Here is a 16,479-nt window from a genome sequence, read left to right as displayed (position 1 = left end):
TAGAGTGGAAGATCAATTAAAAGATTTTATTCATTATATGGTTGTCGAAAAAGGATTAGCAAAGAATACAGTAGTATCTTATGAACGGGATTTAAAAAGCTACGTAAAGTATTTGCAAAATGTGGAACAGACGAAAACTTTTCATGAAGTGACCCGTTTACACATTGTTAACTTTTTGCAGTATTTAAAAGAGAACGGAAAATCTTCGAAAACATTGGCGCGTCATATCGCATCAATTCGTTCGTTCCACCAATTTTTACTTCGTGAACGAGCGGTAGAACACGATCCATCCGTACATATTGAAACGCCACAAGGGGAACGGAAATTACCAAAGGTATTATCAGTTGATGAAGTAGAGGCGTTACTTCAAACACCAAAAATGACAAGTGCTTTTGGTATTCGTGATAAGGCGATGCTAGAGTTACTGTATGCGACAGGACTTCGGGTTTCAGAATTGATTGCACTCAATTTAGAAGATGTACATTTAACGATGGGATTTGTTCGTTGCATAGGGAAAGGGAATAAAGAAAGAATTATTCCACTAGGAAGTTTAGCAACGGAAGCGATTCAAAAGTATATTGAAAAAGGAAGAAGAGAATTAATGGGGAAAAAAGTAGTAGATGCACTCTTTTTAAACCATCATGGTAATCGATTATCAAGACAAGGATTTTGGAAAATATTAAAACGATTAGCGAAAGAGGCAAATATTGAAAAAGAACTTACACCTCATACGTTGCGTCACTCGTTTGCTACGCACTTATTAGAAAATGGAGCAGATTTACGTGCTGTACAAGAAATGCTTGGACATGCAGATATTTCAACTACGCAAATCTATACGCACGTTTCAAAAACTAGATTAAAAGATGTATATAAACAGTTTCATCCGAGAGCATAGTTACTATGCTCTTTTTTTCATAGATTAAGAGGGGAAGACCGTTTCACAGAAACTTCACAAACATTTCGTATATTGTTTTCAGCAGAAGACTGGAATATTACAATGTATTTCCTCTATACTAAATAAAGTATAAAGGAGGAAATGATGATGAAAAAACTGATTATAACTTTATTTATCGCGATGCTAGCGTTGGCTGGCTGTAATACAAACAAAGAAGAACCGAAAAAAGAACAGAAACTTGAAGCTGTAAAAGTAGCAGTCCAAACAAATCCGAAAGAAATTAAACCAGGTGAAAAAACAGAAGTACAAGCACTTGTTACACAAGGGAAAGAAAAAGTAACGGATGCCGATGATGTAAAGTTTGAAATTTGGAAAGGTGGCGACGAAAAGCACGAGATGTTAGATGGTAAGCATAAAGGAAAAGGTGTTTATGCAGTAGAGAAAACATTCGAAACGGATGGAGTATACCATATTATTGCTCACACAAATGCACGTGAAATGCACGTTATGCCAGAAGTGAAAGTTGCTGTAGGAAATGCGAAAGTAGAAGATGCGAAAAAAGAAAATAGTGATCACAGTGCAGGACATGGAGATCATAAAAGTGACACAATGATCCATCTTATGGCTGGAGACATAAAGGCAAATGCTGAATCTACAATGAAAGTTCATTTAAAGCAAAAAGAAGAAGCATTAACTGGTGCTGAAGTACAACTAGAGATTTGGAAAGATGGTGTTGAAAAACACGAATTTATTCCAGCGAAAGAAGGGAATAAAGGAGAGTATGAAACGAAACATACTTTCAAAGAGAACGGTGCTTACAACGTGAAAGTACATGTAAGAAAAGGCGAATTGCATGAACATAAAGAAGAAACAATAGAAGTAAAATAAAAAGTAGCTCTTTAGAGCTACTTTTTATTTTTAATATGAAGAAATAAATCATAAAAAAATTAGCACTTCGTTGCAGAATGGATTACAATAGAAGTGTGAAGAAAATGAGAAATTCTACGAAAATGTATTAAAAAGAAAGCGTAAACATGTTATGATATCAGTATCAGATGTCTGACATCTGACTTAGAAAAAACTAGAAATGTTTTTGAATCGTTTCAAGTAAACGAAATAGGTTAGAAAATGATTTAAAGAAGTACTGTTTGACAATGAGAATTCTTTTGGATAACAGTTTCACTTTATAGCGTTTTGAACATACTACAAGAAGTAGAACTGAACTTATAGGAGGTCGCAGTTATGAATAAATATAAACGTATATTCCTAGTCGTAATGGACTCTGTGGGAATCGGTGAAGCACCAGATGCTGAGCAATTTGGTGATCTAGGATCTGACACAATTGGTCACATTGCTGAACATATGAATGGGTTACAAATGCCTAACATGGTGAAATTAGGTCTTGGTAACATTCGAGAAATGAAAGGTATCTCTAAAGTAGAGAAACCACTTGGATATTACACAAAAATGCAAGAGAAATCTACTGGTAAAGATACAATGACAGGTCACTGGGAAATCATGGGCCTTTACATTGATACACCATTCCAAGTGTTCCCAGAAGGATTCCCAAAAGAATTACTTGATGAATTAGAAGAAAAAACAGGCCGTAAAATTATCGGTAATAAGCCAGCTTCTGGAACTGAGATTCTTGATGAACTTGGTCAAGAGCAAATGGAAACAGGCTCTTTAATCGTTTATACTTCTGCTGATAGCGTATTGCAAATTGCAGCACACGAAGAAGTAGTGCCACTTGATGAGTTATATAAAATCTGTAAAATTGCACGTGAATTAACATTAGATGAGAAATACATGGTAGGTCGTGTTATTGCTCGTCCATTCGTTGGTGAACCTGGAAACTTTACACGTACACCAAATCGTCATGACTATGCATTAAAACCATTCGGCCGTACAGTAATGAACGAATTAAAAGATAGTGACTACGATGTAATTGCTATTGGTAAAATCTCTGATATTTATGATGGTGAAGGGGTAACTGAATCACTTCGTACGAAGTCTAACATGGATGGAATGGATAAGCTTGTAGATACATTAAATATGGACTTTACAGGTCTTAGCTTCTTAAACTTAGTTGACTTTGATGCATTATTCGGCCACCGCCGTGATCCACAAGGATACGGAGAAGCTCTGCAAGAATATGATGCACGTCTTCCAGAAGTATTCGCAAAACTAAAAGAAGATGATCTATTATTAATTACAGCAGACCACGGTAATGATCCAATTCACCCTGGTACTGACCATACACGTGAATATGTACCATTATTAGCATATAGCCCAAGCATGAAAGAAGGCGGACAAGAGTTACCACTTCGTCAAACATTTGCTGATATTGGTGCAACAGTAGCAGAAAACTTCGGTGTGAAAATGCCAGAATACGGAACAAGCTTCTTAAACGAGCTAAAGAAATAGGGGGATAAACAAATGAATCGTGAACTTATTACAAAATCAGCTTCATACTTAAAAGAGAAATTTCAAGAGACACCACAAGTAGGACTAATCCTTGGATCAGGACTAGGTGTATTAGCAGACGAAATTGAGAATGCAGTAACAGTACCTTACAGTGAAATCCCTGAATTCCCAGTATCAACTGTAGAAGGCCATGCAGGTCAACTAGTATTTGGTACACTTCAAGGTGTAACAGTAGTAGCAATGCAAGGACGTTTCCACTTCTATGAAGGATACGACATGCAAAAAGTAACATTCCCAGTTCGTGTTATGAAAGAACTAGGTGTAGAAACAGTAGTTGTAACAAACGCAGCTGGTGGTGTAAATACATCATTTGAGCCAGGCGATCTTATGTTAATTTCAGACCACATTAACTTCATGGGTACGAATCCATTAATCGGACCGAATGATTCTGAAATGGGCGTACGTTTCCCTGATATGTCTACATCATATACAGTAGAACTTCGCGAAATGGCGAAACAAGTTGCAGCAGACTTAAATATTAAAGTACAAGAAGGTGTATACGTAGGAATGACAGGTCCTGTATATGAAACACCTGCTGAAATTCGTATGCTTCGTACACTTGGCGGAGATGCAGTTGGTATGTCAACAGTACCTGAAGTAATTGTAGCGCGTCACGCTGGTATGAAAGTATTAGGTATTTCTTGTATTTCAAATATGGCAGCTGGTATTTTAGATCAACCACTTCACCACGATGAAGTAATTGAAACGACAGAACGTGTTAAAGCTAACTTCTTAGCATTAGTAAAAGCAATCGTAAAACAAATGAAGGGGTGACTTCACAATGAGAATGGTGGACCTAATTGCAAAAAAACGTGACGGACATGCATTAACGACAGAAGAAATTAACTTTATTGTTGAAGGATATACGAATGGTGATATTCCTGATTATCAAGTAAGTTCACTTGCAATGGCAATTTTCTTCCAAGATATGAACGATCAAGAGCGTGCTGATTTAACGATGGCAATGGTAAATAGCGGTGATACAATCGACTTATCGGCTATTGAAGGTGTAAAAGTAGATAAGCATTCAACAGGTGGTGTTGGTGATACAACGACACTTGTATTAGGTCCATTAGTAGCTGCTTTAGATGTACCAGTAGCGAAAATGTCTGGACGCGGTTTAGGACATACTGGTGGTACAATTGATAAATTAGAAGCAGTTCCAGGATTCCATGTGGAAATTGAAAACGATGAATTCATGCGTCTTGTAAATGAAAACAAAATCGCTGTTATCGGCCAAAGTGGTAACTTAACACCTGCTGATAAAAAGCTATATGCACTTCGTGATGTAACAGCAACAGTAAACTCAATTCCGCTTATTGCAAGTTCGATTATGAGTAAAAAAATTGCTGCTGGTGCAGATGCAATTGTTCTTGATGTAAAAACTGGAGCAGGTGCATTTATGAAAACGGATGAAGATGCAAAACGTTTAGCAGAAGCAATGGTACGTATCGGTAATAACGTTGGTCGTAATACGATGGCAGTTATTTCTGATATGAGTCAACCACTCGGTGAAGCTATCGGTAACGCATTAGAAGTTCAAGAAGCAATTGATACATTACAAGGTAAAGGGCCGAAAGATTTAGAAGAGCTATGTTTAACACTTGGAAGTCAAATGGTGTACCTTGCTGGACAAGCTTCATCTTTAGAAGATGCACGTGAAAAGCTAATTGAAGTAATGAACAACGGAAAAGCGCTAGAATCATTTAAAACGTTCTTATCAGCGCAAGGCGGTGACGCATCTGTTGTTGATGACCCTTCTAAATTGCCACAAGCACAATTTAAAATTGAAGTGGAAGCGAAAGAAGACGGATATGTATCAGAAATCGTTGCAGACGAAATCGGAACAGCAGCAATGCTTTTAGGAGCAGGACGTGCAACGAAAGAGTCTGAAATTGATTTAGCAGTTGGTCTAATGCTGCGCAAAAAAGTAGGCGATAGCGTGAAGCAAGGTGAATCTCTCGTTACAATTTACGCAAACCGCGAAAATGTTGAAGATGTAAAAGCGAAAATTTATGAGAACATGAAGATCTCTAAAGAACACGTAGATGCACCAACTTTAGTACACGGTATCGTAACGAAGTAATAAAAAAAGCTGAGGAGATTTCTCCTTGGCTTTTTTTACTATTTTTTGTTTATAATAATAATGGGTGAAATTATGATTAGAATTTGTGCAGTAACAAAAACAGATGAAGTATTATATGATGTTTCTCTAGAAGAAACAAAGAAAGACCATATTGTATGGTATTGGCTAGATTTATATAAGCCAACGAAAGAAGAGTATACATATATTCTGCAAGACCATTTTAAGTTCCATCCCCTTGCAATTGAAGACTGTCTAGAATACGTACAGAGGCCAAAAGTTGATTTTTATGATGGATATAACTTTTTAGTTCTTCACGCGTTTGGAGAAGATGGGCTAGAACCACATGAAATTGATTTGTTTGTTAGTGATCGCTATATTGTTTCTTTCCATTTTTCTCATAATAATGCAATTGAAAGAGTATGGAAAACACTTGGTGAGAAGAGGCGGATTAAGAAAGGACCTTTACATGTAGCACATACGATCACTGATCAAATTGTAGATGATTATTTCGCACCTGTATATTACATTGAAGATCATTTAAATGCGATTGATGATAATTTAACAGGTGAGACAGCAGGAGCCGTACTAGAAGAAGTATTTGATATTAGGGCAGATTTATCTAAGTTAAGACGTACAATTATTCCAATGCGTGATTTATTGTATCGTATTTTGAATTCCACTCGTTTTTACGGTATAAGTGATCATGAGATTTATTTTAAAGATATACATGATCATTTACTTAAACTTACGGAAATGATTGAGGCAAGTCGAGAGTTAACGGCGGATATTCGGGATAGTTATTTTTCATTAAACTCACATCATATGAATAACATTATGAAAACATTAACTGTATTCTCGACTATTTTCATGCCATTAACATTTATTGCGGGAGTATATGGAATGAACTTTACGCATATGCCAGAGCTTGGTGGACAATATAGTTATTTTATTTGTCTTCTTCTAATGGCATTAATTGGCGGCGGAATGATGGCCTGGTTTTATAAAAAAGGATGGTTTAAGTAAAAAAACACCGAGGATTTCCTCGGTGTTTTTTTTCAACCAATAGCATGTAATACAAACATAGCTAAGAATAAGCATGTAATGATATACATAGATGGTGCGACTTCTTTACGCTTTCCAAGAGCAACTTTTAAGATAGGGTAAGCAATAAATCCGAACGCAATGCCATCAGCGATACTATATGTGAGCGGGATCATGACGATAATTAAGAACGCTGGAAATCCTTCTGAAAAATCGTTCAGAGGAATTTGCTGAATGCTTGTAATCATCAGGCCGCCAATAATAATTAAGATTGGTGCAATGGCACTATCAGGAATTAGTTTGACAAACGGAAGTGCAAACAATGATGCAAAGAATAACAACCCCGTAACGATAGACGTCAGACCTGTCTTTCCGCCTGCAGTAATACCTGCGGCACTCTCTACTGTTGATACGGTAGGGCTTGTGCCAAATAGACCACATGTCATTGCTGAAATTGCATTGGCTTGGTAAGCACGTGGGAATTTACGGTCATCTTCTAATAAACCGTGCAGAAGTCCCATGTTCTCAAAAATAAGCACCATGCTTAAGGAGAATGTTGCAATCCAAAACGGTAAGGAAGAAAGTTTGCCAAATGACATAGCTCCAAACACATCCCCGTAATTAGCGAATGAGAATGAACTATTTCCGATTTGACTTGTATCAACAAGGCCAAATAGCCATGCAATACCAGTTCCTATTGCAATCGTCCATAAAAAGTTTCCACGTACGTTACGAATAAATAGTACAAGTGCAACGATAAGAGTAAGCACGGTCGCAAGAACGACAGGGTTACTTAATTTACCCATTGCAACAGCAGTATTTGGGTTCGAAACGACTAAGCCACCTTTTTGCAATCCGATAAACGCTAAAAATAATCCGATGCCGACAGTAATTGCTTCCTTTAATGACTTTGGAATTGATACTGATAGCACGCGAGCGATTGGTGTAAAAGCGGCAATTGCAAAAATAATACCAGAGATAAAGACAGCAGCCAATGCTTCTTGCCAAGTTAGTCCAAGCGTATGCACAGCTGTGTACGTGAAGAATGCATTTACACCCATACCAGGGACAAGAATAGCAGGTGCATTTGCCCAAAATGCCATGAGTAGACATCCGACAAATGAACTGAAAACAGTTGCTAAAATTCCAGCTTCAAGAGGAATGCCAGCATCGGATAAAATTGATGCATTTACAATCATAATATATACGATCGTGAAAAATGACGTAACTCCAGCTAAAACTTCTTGTTTTGGTGATGTTTCGTGTAAACCTAATTTAAATGTTCTTTCAAGTATTCCTTTCATGTTAAACCTTCTTTTTCATATCCCTCTCCCACCCGTGATATCTCTTTCGTAAGAGCTCACCGTCCTTTATTATATCAGAACATCATGTTTTTACAACAAGGAAAATGATAACGTTTACTTATAAATGAAATTATTTATAAATACGTAAAAATTGCCCGTATTGTTGAAATAATTTCTAACTCTCCCGATTGAATGGGTGGAGCTGCTTGCGCATGTAAAGTAGCATAAGACGTAACCTCCCTTGGTAATTGGGCAGATTCTTCAACGAATGAGAGGGGAACAGGATTAATATTTAAATTATATGTACTCGCAATAGCACGAGCTTTTTCTACTGATTGGTGCAGAGCTTGAATGAGAGCTTGCTCATAATATTTATTTGGATGAGATACTCGGAAACGTAAACCTTTTGCTACATTTGCACCATTTGAAACGGCTATATCATATACTTCCCCAGCTTTTTGTACATTTAAAACGGTAATTTCATACAAATGCTCCACGCGGTATCCTTGCAGCAAGGCTTTATCATTTACATATTCGTATTGAGGAGTAATTGTATAAGAAATCGTCTCTATATCTTTATCGGCAATACCAAGCTGTTTAAGTGCATCCAACAATTGTTTGGATTGCACTGCATTTTCTTCTTGAGCCTGTTTTACATTTTTATCATCTGTTCGAATGCCGAGTGTTAATATAACAACATTCGGTTTTGCTTTTACAACACCTTCTCCTTGTACAGTAATAGTAGCTTCTTTACCAGTATTAGCAGTGCGTACGTTGTGTAAATAAGGATTCATTCCACCCTGCATTTTCCATCACCATCCTTTTTATATGTATATGTGTGAACAAAAAAGAAATTTATATGAAAAAAGTTACATAAATGAGAATGTTGAGGAAAGAAAGCATATACAACATAGGTATTTATAGATTATAATATGTGTAAATATGATAAAAAAGGGACGAGGCTATTGAACGAAAAAAGAGAAACGCTGATTTTAGATTTATCTGCATCATTTCGAAAAATGATACGTTTATTACAAAATGATATTAATACACGTTTTGCAGAACATATGCCATATAATGAATTTTCTGTATTACGTGCGTTATTTTTAAACAGTCCACAGATGGCTTCGCAAATTGCGAGTGAAGTAAACGTAACCTCCAGTCATATTACAGCTGTTACAGATCGTCTCGTACGAAAAGGATTAGTAGAAAGAAAACGTTCTAATTCAGATCGTCGAATCGTGTACTTAGAAATTACAGAGCACGGAAGAGAAGTAACTGAAAAACTTGAAGCTGTGCGTAAAGAATATTATAAAGAGAGATTTAAAGGTTGGAGCGACCAAGAAATAGAAATGGTCTTAGAACTATTTGGCCGCGTATTATAATAAATGAGGATAGGAAGCGAAAGCATTCCTATCCTTTTTCTTTTGAATAAAAATATTTTGAAACTCCGATACTTTAATTAAAAGATCGGAGGAAAGATTATGAAATATATTGCTGCACTTACCATTTTATTTGGTGGTTTTTTCTGTTTTCAAACATTCACGTACGCAGATACGCCTATCCAAGTAGTGCGAAAAGAAGTGAAGTACATTGAAAATGATAATACAGTCTTATATTCGAAATTATGGGTTCGTTCTATGCAAAACGCAGTATTATTCCACCATAGCGATAATATTCGTAATCGGGACACATTACGTAATGTAACAAGTTCATCGCTTGTTAAAGCGAAGCAACTATCTTTTCAGAAAGCAGCACTTTATATACCGAGACTATCGCAATACGTATCAAAAATAGGGAAAGAAAACATTCAAGTGTACTACATTGCGATTCACTATAATGTGAAAAAAGAAAATGCATATCAATTAGATGGCATGAACTATTTTCTACAAGTATTCGTAAAAGAGCGTGGGGAATGGAAAATTGCCGAAAGTGTAGTTGCCCCGACAGAGCAAATTGTGCAAAATGGTGATGGATTTGGAATGAAAGAAGAGATGGTGTATGGGGATAGGAGAGAGAATGTGAAATAACCTCCTCATCGAGAGGAGGTTATTTTATTTGAAATTCCAAGAGACTTTCCATTTTAATATTTTAGGTAGGAAGAAATACGTAATGAAACTAGTTATTAAAAATCCGATGTAAAAGCTGGACAATGAGTGCGCGCGACTTAGTATTAAACCTCCAACGATCCCACCAAAGAAAATAGCGCATGCCATTACTAACTTTTGTAACTTTGGATATAATAGATAGTTACCATTTCGCTCATTGATTGAACGGGCATATAAATAAATACCGAGTGGTAATAAAATAAGTATATGTGCAATAGGTGCAATCAATGTTTTTGCCGGCGGAATCTTTGTAAAGTTTGGTTCGTTATGACGTACTCCATTTTGATCAGTATAAGCGCTTTGTGGATCATAATTAAAGTTAATAGTAAAATCTTCTGCTGGACTAGAAATACGTATGTTTTCCATAACATCATGTATAATGCCATTGTTCTCATGAAAGTCGGCACTCGAGTGAACAGCAATGACTCCTGATATTAGAGATGGAAGTAACGCTGGGAAGATTAATATAGCTGCAGTAAGAAATCCTTGCGATATCACATTTCCAGCGATTGTTCCTATACATAAGGCAAGTGTATAAATAGCGATTAATACAATTAACATATATATAAAGTAACTATGAAACGGTGAAAATACTTGATATTTATTATGAAAAGTCAACCTTTTCATAATAGCAAATAGCCCCCAGTTTAAAATGACAACAGCGGCGATATTACAGATTCCAAACAACCACTTTGTTATATAAAGGTGTGAACGTTTAAAGGGCATAGACCATAACAAGTCGCTAGCGTTATTTTGTCTTTCCCATCCAATTAACGTACAAGCTAGAATGGTCAGTATGCTACCTAACAGCATGATAGGATCTAAAAGTGTTAAATCAAAGTGATAATGATATACATAGTTCCATTTTTTATTGTCATTTAGAAAGTGTTGCTGTTGAATAGAAGTCATATAGTATTTATATGACAAACTATAGAAGCTGACGAGCCAAAATAACCATACAACATATTTACTTTGTTGATACGTTCTTAGCCATAGTGCTTTTTGAAACATAGGATCTCTCCTTTAAAAAACTTTATAATTTGTTAGGCGTGATAATACAACATAAGTAATGATTCCAGCGAGAAACAAACTGATATAGTAGTTAGGTAAGAAATAAAATTGATTGATTTTATAGCCACCTAGTAATGAAAAGTAAATGGTTGTCCCCCATATACATATTTTTAAATGTTTTTGGAAAATAAATATCCTTTGACTATTTTCATTTGGTGAACGCACATATAAATATGTCCCAAGTAGTAAATAAAATATTGTATAGAAAATAGGGACTAACATTGATTTGGCTGAATAATATACGTGAGATGCTGGATTTCTTAAAGTAGTTGGATCGTTGTCCCTCTTCCGAGAATCTGGCTGATAGTTATAATCAATAGAAAAGCGATATATTGGTACAACTATATTTGTTTTTTGATTGATTTCATATAGTTGTTGATCTAATTTATTATTTTTAGTATCGGTAGCCTCTAAATGGTTTAGTGTAAAAGTGTACACTAGTGGAATAAATGTAAGGCCCATTAGTAGCCATGGAATGCAAAAAATGACCTGTGAAACAATACTTCCAGTAAAAGTACCGATACATAGAGCAGCTGTATAGACTGCAACATAAGAAACTATCGCATAAAGAAAGTATCGGTGAAGTGGACTAAATGATTGATAATCAAAATGGATAGTTGTTCTATAAATAACATACATAATAATCCAATTTATAAGTAACGAGCTCACAATACAGAAGGAACCGAAAGCCCATTTAGATAAGAAAACATGTTTTCTTTTAAATGGCATCGTCATAAGTAGTGTATTAGATTGGTTGCTACGTTCCCATCCTATCAATAAGCAGGCTAAAGCAATGATAAGAACAGTTAACCAAAAACTATTACCATCTCGTGCAGAAAAGGTATAAAAATAATAATACTGTTCCCCTTTTTCTTGTAATTCGTAATATTTATCGAGTTCCATCTGAGCACTTCTATAGTATCCGAGAGATAGAAGATAAAGCGAACTAAAGAAGAATAGTAACGCAGCATATTTCCCACGCTTCCAATTCCACATCCATAACGCTTTATGAAACATATCCATCCTCCTCCAGTGTCGTAACGAAGACATCTTCAAGTGACATTGTTAATTCTTCAATGAGCAGTGGTTGTTCTTTATAAAACTTCTCGAGTGTTGTAGTCACATTTCCTTCAATTAAGATTGTATATACTTTTCCTGTTTGATTTAATATTTTAATATTGCTTAAGTTTTCTAGTTTTTGAGGTAATGAACGCTCGTAAGCTACTTGTATTTTTGCAAATTGTGATTTTGCATCGTCTAGTGACGTAATAGATGCTACAGTATGTCCTTTTAACATAATGATTGTATCTGCAATTTGTTCCACTTCATCTAAATGATGGGTAGAGATGAAAATGGTAATTTCTTTTTCTGCAACTTCTCCAACGAGAAACTGTAAAATCTGTCTTTTAACGATAGGATCAAGTCCGTTTGTTGGTTCATCTAAAATAATATATTCTGCTTTTGCAGCAACAGCTAAAATGATGGCAAGCAGTGCTTTCATTCCTTTTGAATAACTACGAATTCGTTTATTTGGTAAGTTGAAATGTTCTAGTAGTTCATAGAAATATGGTTCATCAAAAGCTGTATAAACTGCTTTATAAAACTTCACGATTTCTTTTACTGTATAACCGTTCAGTATGTTAGTAGAATCCGGAACATATACGATTTTTTGTTTCGTTTCAGGATTCTTATGAATGTCGATATCCTCATATGTAACAGTTCCCTCGTCTGGGTCTAAAATGCCGACCATCGTTCGTAATAAAGTTGTTTTTCCCGCGCCGTTTCTTCCAAGTAACCCGATGATACTACCTTTTTGTAATGTGAAAGAAACATCGTCTAAAATTGTTTGAGTATCAATTGTTTTCTTCAAGCTTGTCACTTTCAGCATCCGTATTTCCTCCAATCTCTTTATAGTATGAATCTATCCAATCATGAATTTTATCTTTCGTAACACCAAGATAAGAGGCTTCTAATAGTAATTGATGAAATTGCTTTTCAACCATAGCGATTTTCCTTTCGTCTAATGTTGGGGTAATCGATTGGGATACAAATGTTCCTTTTCCTCGTAACGTTTCAATAATTCCTTGTCTCTCTAACTCTTGATACGCTTTACTCACTGTATTTGGATTTATAACGAGTAAAGAAGCGAGTTCGCGTACAGAAGGAAGTTTATCACTTGGAGCCAACATGCTTTTCAATACGAGTTCTTTTATATTTTGAACAATTTGTTCCCATATCGGAGTGTTGCTTCTTGGGTCAAGTTGAATATGCAAGAGCAATGTCTCCTTCCTCATATGTATTAAGTGTACTACTATGTGTAATACACTTAATACAATATAGGGGACGAATGTATTTGTCAACTGAAAATAATAGAAAAAATTGGTATTAAAAAAGGGGGAATTGGAAAAAATAGGTCTGATATAGAATGGAGGGTTAGTCATGAAGCGAGTTTTTGGAATACTTGTTTGTTTCATGTTATTGCTTTCTGGAACTTCAGTGAGTTTTGCGCAATCTGAAAAAACGAAGCAGGAGAAAACAGAAGAAACAACGCCGAAGTTAGCGGAACAAGCGTCGTCAGCAATCGTAATTGAGCAAGATACAGGTAGAGTTTTATTTGATAAAAACCCAAATGAAAAATTACCACCTGCTAGTATGACAAAGATTATGACAATGCTTTTAATTATGGAAGAAGTTGAAAAAGGAAAACTAAAACTGACCGATAAAGTTAGAGCGAGTGAACATGCAGCTTCAATGGGTGGATCGCAAATCTTTTTAGAACCTGGGGAAGAGATGACTGTAAATGAGATGTTAAAGGGTATTGCAATTGCATCTGGAAATGACGCATCTGTTGCAGTAGCCGAGCACATCGCAGGTTCAGAAGAAGGATTTGTAAATATGATGAACAAAAAGGCGAAAGATTTAGGGCTGAAAAATACACATTTTCAAAATCCAACAGGTCTTCCGGCCAAAGACCATTATTCGACAGCAAATGATATGGCTATAATGGCGAGAGAATTGATGAAGTATCCACTTATTCGTAAATACACAGGTAAGTACGAAGATTATTTACGTGAAGATACGGATAAAAAGTTTTGGCTCGTTAATACGAATAAACTAGTACGTTTTTATCCTGGCGTAGATGGAGTAAAAACAGGTTTTACGACAGAAGCGAAATATTGTTTAACAGCATCGGCTGAAAAAAATGGCATGCGTGTCATTTCAGTTGTCATGGGAGCACCAACATCAAAAGAACGGAACAACCAAGTGACGAAGCTTCTTGACTATGCATTTGGACAATATATGACAAAGAAATTGTATACGCGCGGCGAAAAAATTAAGACAGTTCAAGTAGGAAAAGGGAAAAAAGAAAAAGTAGATTTAGTTGCGTCAGATAATGTTTCTCTTCTTATGAAGAAGGGCGAGAATATGGACAAGGTAAAACAAGAAGTAATTGCTGAAAAGAAAGTAAAAGCACCGATTAAAAAAGGTGACGCGCTTGGTACACTTGTTATTAAAAAAGATAAAGATGTTTTATTAAAACAAACAATTGTAGCAAAAGAAGATGTTGCTGCAGCGAGCTGGTGGGAGTTATTTAAAAGAAGTTTTGGGATGTTTTCAACATCAAAATAGCGGCAAATATTTTGCCGCTTTTCTATTCGTATGTAAGTGAATAATGCTGAAAGGTTTCACTTTATGACGAAATAGTTCTTCTTTTGTCAGCAGGAAGGATTCTTATTTTGTATCACGAAAATCTTTATGTATGTGAATAAGTAAAGTTTGAGCATAAGGAGGAAATCGTGTGAGTCTTTCCATGCAATTAGAAGTAAAACGTGACGTCCTATGTGTGAGACTAGAGGGTGAATTAGATCATCATACGGCTGAAGAGTTGCGAACGAAAGTAACAGATATGATTGAGACACATGGTGTTCATCATATTGTTTTGAGCCTAGAGAACTTATCGTTTATGGATAGTTCTGGTCTAGGTGTTATATTAGGCCGATATAAACACGTAAAGGGATTAGGTGGAGAAATGGTTGTTTGTGCAATTTCACCGCCTGTTAAGCGTTTATTTGAAATGTCGGGCTTATTCAAAATCGTTCGCTTAGAAGAAAGTGAAGCGCACGCGCTCGCGACGTTGGGGGTGGCATAGATGAGAAATGAAATGAACCTTCAATTTTCAGCATTAAGTCAAAATGAATCATTCGCTCGCGTTACAGTGGCGGCTTTCATTGCACAACTAGATCCAACGATGGAAGAATTAACGGAGATTAAAACAGTTGTGTCAGAAGCGGTTACAAATGCAATTATTCATGGATACGAAGGAAATGCAGAAGGTATTGTTTATATTTCTGTAATTTTGGAAGAAGCAATGGTGAAACTCACGATTCGAGATGAAGGGATTGGAATCTTTAACTTAGATGAAGCGAGACAACCCCTTTTTACAACTAAACCTGAATTAGAGCGTTCCGGAATGGGATTTACTATCATGGAAAATTTTATGGATGAAGTAGAAGTTATTTCAAACGAATCTTTCGGGACAACAATCCATTTGACAAAATACTTATCAAATAGTAACGCTCTATGCAATTAAGGAGAATAGCCTATGGACATAGAGGTCAAAAATGAGAAGAAGAAACCTCAGTTAAAGGACCACGAGCTAAAAGCGTTAATTCAAAAAAGTCAAGATGGAGATCAACAAGCGAGAGATACAATCGTTCAAAGTAATATGCGCCTCGTTTGGTCGGTTGTACAGCGGTTTCTTAATCGAGGATACGAACCAGACGACCTATTTCAAATTGGATGTATTGGGCTCTTGAAATCGGTAGATAAATTTGATTTATCTTTCGACGTGAAATTTTCAACATATGCAGTTCCAATGATTATTGGTGAAATACAACGTTTCTTACGCGATGATGGATCAGTGAAAGTTAGTAGGTCTTTAAAAGAAACAGGAAACAAAATTCGAAAGATGAGAGATGAGCTTTCGAAAGAATTCGGAAGGGCTCCAACGATTAATGAAGTGGCAGAGGCACTAGAACTAACGCCAGAGGAAGTTGTTCTAGCACAAGAAGCGAGCCGGGCCCCTTCATCTATACATGAAACTGTATATGAAAACGATGGAGATCCAATCACTATTTTAGATCAAATTGCAGATCAATCTGAAACGAAATGGTTCGATAAAATTGCTTTAAAAGAAGCGATTAGAGAACTAGATGAACGAGAGCGCTTAATTGTATACTTGCGTTACTATAAAGATCAAACACAGTCAGAAGTAGCCGAGCGCATAGGCATTTCGCAAGTACAAGTTTCAAGACTTGAAAAGAAAATATTAAAACAGATGAAAGATCGAATAGACGAATAATTGTCTATTCGATTTTTTTATGCCGTTAATAGGAGAGAGATGTTAATTTTCGCAAAAATTAACAGAATTTATTGATAATTTAGTCAATTTAAAATATAATCCAAGTATGAACTTGTCATAAAGGG

General features: G+C 35.9%; 18 protein-coding genes. 12 read left to right on the top strand and 6 right to left on the bottom strand.

The window, feature by feature from the left end:
• Window positions 1–4: 4 nt before the first annotated feature.
• From xerD to corA, 6 genes are all read left to right on the top strand, one after another.
• Window positions 5–895 (top strand): site-specific tyrosine recombinase XerD, encoded by an 891-nt coding sequence (gene xerD / locus ACUN13_RS01895; RefSeq protein ID WP_000390088.1) that lies wholly within the window; start codon window positions 5–7, stop codon window positions 893–895.
• A 147-nt stretch (window positions 896–1,042) separates the two neighbouring features.
• The gene (locus ACUN13_RS01890; RefSeq protein WP_257115663.1) at window positions 1,043–1,783 is read left to right on the top strand and encodes a FixH family protein; all 741 of its coding nucleotides are present in this window, start codon (window positions 1,043–1,045) and stop codon (window positions 1,781–1,783) included.
• Window positions 1,784–2,137: 354 nt separating this feature from the next.
• The gene (gene deoB / locus ACUN13_RS01885; RefSeq protein ID WP_001046079.1) at window positions 2,138–3,322 is read left to right on the top strand and encodes a phosphopentomutase; all 1,185 of its coding nucleotides are present in this window, start codon (window positions 2,138–2,140) and stop codon (window positions 3,320–3,322) included.
• A gap of 12 nt (window positions 3,323–3,334) precedes the next feature.
• Window positions 3,335–4,156 carry a purine-nucleoside phosphorylase gene (locus tag ACUN13_RS01880; protein ID WP_001078446.1) on the top strand — a complete coding sequence of 274 codons (822 nt, stop codon included), beginning with the start codon at window positions 3,335–3,337 and terminating at the stop codon, window positions 4,154–4,156.
• Window positions 4,157–4,163: 7 nt separating this feature from the next.
• On the top strand, window positions 4,164–5,468 hold the full coding sequence (locus tag ACUN13_RS01875) for a pyrimidine-nucleoside phosphorylase (RefSeq protein ID WP_001243069.1): 1,305 nt from the start codon (window positions 4,164–4,166) through the stop codon (window positions 5,466–5,468).
• Window positions 5,469–5,528: 60 nt separating this feature from the next.
• A complete protein-coding gene (gene corA / locus ACUN13_RS01870) occupies window positions 5,529–6,491 on the top strand; it encodes a magnesium/cobalt transporter CorA (protein WP_002026281.1) in 963 nt (320 codons plus the stop codon).
• A 32-nt stretch (window positions 6,492–6,523) separates the two neighbouring features.
• Here the strand turns inward: corA and ACUN13_RS01865 are convergent, their stop codons facing one another.
• Entirely contained in the window at window positions 6,524–7,813 is a 1,290-nt protein-coding gene (locus ACUN13_RS01865) for an NCS2 family permease (protein ID WP_000676248.1), read from the bottom strand.
• A gap of 134 nt (window positions 7,814–7,947) precedes the next feature.
• Window positions 7,948–8,619, bottom strand: a complete 672-nt coding sequence (locus ACUN13_RS01860) for an SIMPL domain-containing protein (RefSeq protein ID WP_025687575.1) — start codon at window positions 8,617–8,619, stop codon at window positions 7,948–7,950.
• A 159-nt stretch (window positions 8,620–8,778) separates the two neighbouring features.
• Here ACUN13_RS01860 and ACUN13_RS01855 point away from each other — a divergent pair, with 159 nt between their 5' ends.
• Window positions 8,779–9,198 (top strand): MarR family winged helix-turn-helix transcriptional regulator, encoded by a 420-nt coding sequence (locus ACUN13_RS01855; protein ID WP_001003307.1) that lies wholly within the window; start codon window positions 8,779–8,781, stop codon window positions 9,196–9,198.
• 99 nt (window positions 9,199–9,297) lie between these two features.
• The gene (locus tag ACUN13_RS01850) at window positions 9,298–9,843 is read left to right on the top strand and encodes a hypothetical protein (RefSeq protein ID WP_000873774.1); all 546 of its coding nucleotides are present in this window, start codon (window positions 9,298–9,300) and stop codon (window positions 9,841–9,843) included.
• Window positions 9,844–9,867: 24 nt separating this feature from the next.
• Here the strand turns inward: ACUN13_RS01850 and ACUN13_RS01845 are convergent, their stop codons facing one another.
• Genes ACUN13_RS01845 through ACUN13_RS01830 form a run of 4 tightly spaced genes read right to left on the bottom strand, consistent with a single transcriptional unit; the run spans window position 9,868 to window position 13,265 of the window.
• Window positions 9,868–10,932, bottom strand: a complete 1,065-nt coding sequence (locus ACUN13_RS01845) for an ABC transporter permease subunit (RefSeq protein WP_000486538.1) — start codon at window positions 10,930–10,932, stop codon at window positions 9,868–9,870.
• Between the two features lie 12 nt (window positions 10,933–10,944).
• Window positions 10,945–12,009 carry an ABC transporter permease gene (locus tag ACUN13_RS01840; protein ID WP_000468523.1) on the bottom strand — a complete coding sequence of 355 codons (1,065 nt, stop codon included), beginning with the start codon at window positions 12,007–12,009 and terminating at the stop codon, window positions 10,945–10,947.
• Window positions 11,999–12,880, bottom strand: a complete 882-nt coding sequence (locus ACUN13_RS01835; protein ID WP_000922165.1) for an ABC transporter ATP-binding protein — start codon at window positions 12,878–12,880, stop codon at window positions 11,999–12,001. Before ACUN13_RS01835 ends, ACUN13_RS01840 begins: the two co-directional genes overlap by 11 nt.
• The gene (locus tag ACUN13_RS01830) at window positions 12,846–13,265 is read right to left on the bottom strand and encodes a GntR family transcriptional regulator (protein WP_000548045.1); all 420 of its coding nucleotides are present in this window, start codon (window positions 13,263–13,265) and stop codon (window positions 12,846–12,848) included. Before ACUN13_RS01830 ends, ACUN13_RS01835 begins: the two co-directional genes overlap by 35 nt.
• 166 nt (window positions 13,266–13,431) lie before the next feature.
• On the opposite strand from ACUN13_RS01830, the gene dacF reads away from it, so the two are divergent.
• From dacF to sigF, 4 genes are all read left to right on the top strand, one after another.
• A complete protein-coding gene (dacF, locus tag ACUN13_RS01825; protein ID WP_025687572.1) occupies window positions 13,432–14,622 on the top strand; it encodes a serine-type D-Ala-D-Ala carboxypeptidase DacF in 1,191 nt (396 codons plus the stop codon).
• Window positions 14,623–14,791: 169 nt separating this feature from the next.
• Window positions 14,792–15,142: an anti-sigma F factor antagonist gene (gene spoIIAA / locus ACUN13_RS01820; protein ID WP_000059135.1), complete on the top strand. Its 351-nt coding sequence runs from the start codon at window positions 14,792–14,794 to the stop codon at window positions 15,140–15,142.
• Window positions 15,143–15,583 (top strand): anti-sigma F factor, encoded by a 441-nt coding sequence (spoIIAB, locus tag ACUN13_RS01815; RefSeq protein WP_001243398.1) that lies wholly within the window; start codon window positions 15,143–15,145, stop codon window positions 15,581–15,583.
• A gap of 12 nt (window positions 15,584–15,595) precedes the next feature.
• Window positions 15,596–16,354, top strand: a complete 759-nt coding sequence (sigF, locus tag ACUN13_RS01810) for an RNA polymerase sporulation sigma factor SigF (RefSeq protein WP_000350729.1) — start codon at window positions 15,596–15,598, stop codon at window positions 16,352–16,354.
• Window positions 16,355–16,479: the final 125 nt, after the last annotated feature.

Source organism: Bacillus cereus group sp. Bce041 (assembly GCF_052646455.1).
Note: the sequence above shows the minus strand (reverse complement) of the source record. Positions and strands in the feature narration are given on the sequence as shown.

Coding starts and splice junctions, on each gene's coding strand:
- ACUN13_RS01840 (WP_000468523.1), bottom strand. CDS start 12,009: ATGTTTCATAAAGCGTTATGGATGTGGAATTGGAAGCGTGGGAAATAT.
- sigF (WP_000350729.1), top strand. CDS start 15,596: ATGGACATAGAGGTCAAAAATGAGAAGAAGAAACCTCAGTTAAAGGAC.
- ACUN13_RS01875 (WP_001243069.1), top strand. CDS start 4,164: ATGAGAATGGTGGACCTAATTGCAAAAAAACGTGACGGACATGCATTA.
- ACUN13_RS01865 (WP_000676248.1), bottom strand. CDS start 7,813: ATGAAAGGAATACTTGAAAGAACATTTAAATTAGGTTTACACGAAACA.
- ACUN13_RS01850 (WP_000873774.1), top strand. CDS start 9,298: ATGAAATATATTGCTGCACTTACCATTTTATTTGGTGGTTTTTTCTGT.
- corA (WP_002026281.1), top strand. CDS start 5,529: ATGGGTGAAATTATGATTAGAATTTGTGCAGTAACAAAAACAGATGAA.
- ACUN13_RS01845 (WP_000486538.1), bottom strand. CDS start 10,932: ATGTTTCAAAAAGCACTATGGCTAAGAACGTATCAACAAAGTAAATAT.
- dacF (WP_025687572.1), top strand. CDS start 13,432: ATGAAGCGAGTTTTTGGAATACTTGTTTGTTTCATGTTATTGCTTTCT.
- ACUN13_RS01880 (WP_001078446.1), top strand. CDS start 3,335: ATGAATCGTGAACTTATTACAAAATCAGCTTCATACTTAAAAGAGAAA.
- ACUN13_RS01835 (WP_000922165.1), bottom strand. CDS start 12,880: ATGCTGAAAGTGACAAGCTTGAAGAAAACAATTGATACTCAAACAATT.
- ACUN13_RS01860 (WP_025687575.1), bottom strand. CDS start 8,619: ATGCAGGGTGGAATGAATCCTTATTTACACAACGTACGCACTGCTAAT.
- deoB (WP_001046079.1), top strand. CDS start 2,138: ATGAATAAATATAAACGTATATTCCTAGTCGTAATGGACTCTGTGGGA.
- spoIIAB (WP_001243398.1), top strand. CDS start 15,143: ATGAGAAATGAAATGAACCTTCAATTTTCAGCATTAAGTCAAAATGAA.
- ACUN13_RS01890 (WP_257115663.1), top strand. CDS start 1,043: ATGAAAAAACTGATTATAACTTTATTTATCGCGATGCTAGCGTTGGCT.